The 3,467-nt window shown below is 51.7% G+C and carries 3 protein-coding genes; all 3 read left to right on the top strand.

Features of this window, described 5'->3' with window-relative positions:
* Nucleotides 1-291 precede the first annotated feature (291 nt).
* From BMY49_RS16835 to BMY49_RS16825, 3 genes are read left to right on the top strand one after another with little or no spacing between them, the layout of a single operon-like run.
* Nucleotides 292-777 carry a GtrA family protein gene (locus tag BMY49_RS16835; RefSeq protein WP_232068230.1) on the top strand — a complete coding sequence of 162 codons (486 nt, stop codon included), beginning with the start codon at nucleotides 292-294 and terminating at the stop codon, nucleotides 775-777.
* Entirely contained in the window at nucleotides 761-1,789 is a 1,029-nt protein-coding gene (locus tag BMY49_RS16830; RefSeq protein WP_040297488.1) for a glycosyltransferase family 2 protein, read from the top strand. Before BMY49_RS16835 ends, BMY49_RS16830 begins: the two co-directional genes overlap by 17 nt.
* A complete protein-coding gene (locus BMY49_RS16825; protein ID WP_062375915.1) occupies nucleotides 1,773-3,269 on the top strand; it encodes an ArnT family glycosyltransferase in 1,497 nt (498 codons plus the stop codon). The genes BMY49_RS16830 and BMY49_RS16825 overlap by 17 nt, the downstream gene beginning before the upstream one ends.
* The last annotated feature ends 198 nt before the right edge of the window (nucleotides 3,270-3,467 follow it).

Here is a 3,467-nt window from a genome sequence, read left to right as displayed (position 1 = left end):
TTTTGGCAAGTACCGCATTGTCCTCAACAATCAGAATTTTCATTTGTAAGCGCCGTTTTTCGAGGTGGGAAAGTTTCGCCAGTCTGCCATGGATTGTACCAGTAACGGCAACTCCCCAGAAAAACAGCAACCCGTTAAAAATGGGGGGTTACCGGTCGACTTTTCAGTTTGATTTCAGTTGCACCTGGTAGGATCAATAGTCGAGTCACGAACGCAAGAAGCTGTATATACATGGTTTTAGGGGCAACCTATGAGCGATAGACATTTCTATGCAGGTGTGTCCAGATTCTGGTGCCCGATGTTTCTGAAGAGTCAATGTTCACCATTTCCGGAATTGTTGTTGAAACATCGGGCACGATGGTTATAGCCACGGGTGTGTCGGCCAGGATGAAGAAGGTTCCCTTTAAAAGAATAAGTGGATTTATTGCCGCCGGAGGAATGGCAACCCTTTTCCATTGGGCGGCCATGTCCGGCCTGGTTCTGCTTGGCATGGCCCCCGTAGCAGCCACCTTTTCTGGAAGCGTTGTAGGAGCGGTTACCAACTACTGGTTGCAGCGAACTTTGGCCTTTCCAAACGCACGCCCACACATCCAGGCCATCTGGCGATATGCCTTTTCCTGTTCACTCGCAGCTCTCCTGAACGTTCTGATCTTTTTAGTCCTGCATCAACTGTTTGAAATCTCTGTTGTGCCTGCTCAGCTTCTAACCACTGCGGCTGTCGCTGTATTTAACTATGTTGTCTACCAAGGGCTGGTGTTTCATGAACAAACCTCTTGAGACTTCCCGTGCGCCGAATGAATCAGAGCTGCTTTCCCTGGTGGTTCCGGTGTTCAATGAGCGTTCGATGCTTCCCCTATTCTTTGAGCATGTATTGCCGATCCTTGCGAGCCTCGATATTCGCTCGGAGATCGTGGTTGTGGACGATGGTAGCGAGGATGGCAGTGCCGAATTTGTTAGGACTTTCATTAAAAGGAAATCGAGCATCCGTCTCGTCAAGCTAAGCCGCAACTTTGGCAAAGAGGCAGCGGTAACAGCAGGGCTGGAGCATGCCAAGGGGGATGCGGTGATCGTTCTGGATGCGGACCTTCAGGATCCACCTGAATACATTCCCGAGATGGTCAAGAGTTGGAAGTCCGGCTTTGATGTCGTTCTGATGCAACGTCGATCACGTGTAGGCGAGAGTTTTCTCAAGCGCTGGAGTGCGCACCTTTTCTATCGCTTGCTGAATAAGACCAGTCGCACTGAAATCCCGGTCGACACGGGTGATTTCCGATTGATGAGCAGGCGGGCAGTTGATGCCCTTCTCCGGTTAGGAGAGCGCAACCGCTACATGAAGGGACTCTTTGCCTGGGTTGGTATGCCAACGACGATCATCGAATACGACCGGGCATTGAGAGTGGCTGGCGAGAGTAAGTGGGACTACCCGGGCCTGGTCGGCCTGGCCCTTGAAGGCCTGACTTCCTTCTCAGTGTCACCTCTCAGATGGGCAACGCTTGTCGGCTTGCTGGCCGCCTCCGTTGGTGGATTGTTCGGTGTCTGGATTGTAGCGAAGGCAATAATGCTCGGCGATCCGACTGACGGCTACCCATCGTTAATCGCCCTCATCAGTTTTCTGGGCGGCATACAACTGGTGAGCGTTGGTATCGTTGGTGAGTATGTGGGCAAAACCTACATCGAATCGAAACAGCGACCACTGTATCTGACCGAAGAAGTGGTCGAGAACAAAGAGGTATCAAGCCGAGACCAAATCAGCAACTTCAGAGGCGTCAAGAATGATAAAGCGATTTGAGCCCTGGTTCTGGGTACTGGCTGCCGTATTGTTCAGTCGCTTTATCGGAATGACGCTGTATCCCTTCGTGGATACAACGGAGCCCCGATACGCTGAAATCGCTCGTTTAATGGCTGAAACCGGGGACTGGATAACGCCCTGGTTTGAACCCGGCGTTCCGTTCTGGGGGAAACCTCCACTGTCGTTCTGGGCTCAGGCTGCCTCTATAAAAATATTTGGACTGTCTGAATTTTCTCTGCGGCTACCGGCATGGTTCGCCACGATTGGAATCGTATGGCTGACGTGGTGCCTTGCAAATCATGCGCGCGGTGCTGCGGTCGCTCGATGGTCTACTCTTGTGCTTTCCACGATGGCACTCACTTATATCAGTGCTGGCGCAGTCATGACGGATACATTCCTGGTTTTTGGAACGACCCTTTCTCTGGTGAGCATGTGGTTCGTGCTTTCGGGCCGGTCTGACTATTGGCGCTGGTGGTTTTTCGTGGGCCTGGCTATCGGCTTGTTGTCAAAGGGACCGTTGGCTGTTGTACTGACCGTTATCCCCCTGGTGCTATGGGCTGCTATTTTCAGGCAGCGGTTACAGCCGTTGAAAAAATTACCCTGGCTTCTTGGCTCACTTCTGACACTGGCGATTGCCGTGCCATGGTACGTGCTCGCTGAATTGAAAACGCCAGGGTTCCTCAACTATTTCATCATTGGCGAACACTTTAGCCGGTTTCTGGACCCCGGGTGGGCCGGCGATTTGTACGGTAGTGCCCATGACCGGCCCAAGGGCATGATCTGGATATTCTGGCTTTGGGCTTCATTCCCCTGGGGTATCATTGGCTTGGTTGGCTTTGGCCTTGCGGCGGCGCGAGGCAAAACAAAGGATATATTCACTGGTGCTGTTCAAGACGCCTCAACGCTGTATCTGTTGTTTTGTGCGATAACGCCAATGCTGTTCTTTACCCTGGCAGGCAACACGCTCTGGACTTACATACTTCCTTCTCTGCCGTTCTCGGCCATTCTGATTGCCGGATGGGTGTCGCAGCTCAATTTACGTCCCTGGTCCAGAATCAGGTCGGGTGCTGTATTACTTGCACCCGTTCTCATTACCCTTTTTGTGTTCATAGGTGTGAGCGGAGTAAAACCACTAAAAACCGAGAAGGAATTGATAGGACGGTATGAGAGCATTCAGCAAGCGGGAGACGGTCCAATCTTTTACATTGGCAAGATGCCATTTTCCGCACGTTTTTATTCGTTGGGCGACGCTGTCGAAATCACCTCCACAGAATTCGACAGTCTGCTGGACGCTGACGGGTACGCCAGGGTCTTTGCCGCAATTCCAAACGATGCGGTAGATAAGGTTCTTGGTCCGCGGGCCACTGACGCTCAGAAGTTGGGGGAGAACGAACGGTACCAGCTATTCTCGATCGATCTTCCGCCAACAGACAGCCAGAATGACCCCGTTGATTCTGAATTAAACTCGAAGAATAATTAATGACGCAGCTGATTACTGCTAAAACTGAGTCTTTGAAGGCCGGATTTTCAAGATGGCTGGCCTTTTGGCAGTGATCTAGTCCGGAAATGGCAGTAAAATCAGAATCCTGGCTCCTCCGTTTTTCGAGGATCCGATTTCCAGGTGTCCGAGGTTGTCTTCGACAATCTCGGACACGATGGACAATCCGAGCCCAAAACC

Source organism: Vreelandella aquamarina (assembly GCF_900110265.1).
GTDB lineage: Bacteria > Pseudomonadota > Gammaproteobacteria > Pseudomonadales > Halomonadaceae > Vreelandella > Vreelandella aquamarina.
Note: the sequence above shows the minus strand (reverse complement) of the source record. Positions and strands in the feature narration are given on the sequence as shown.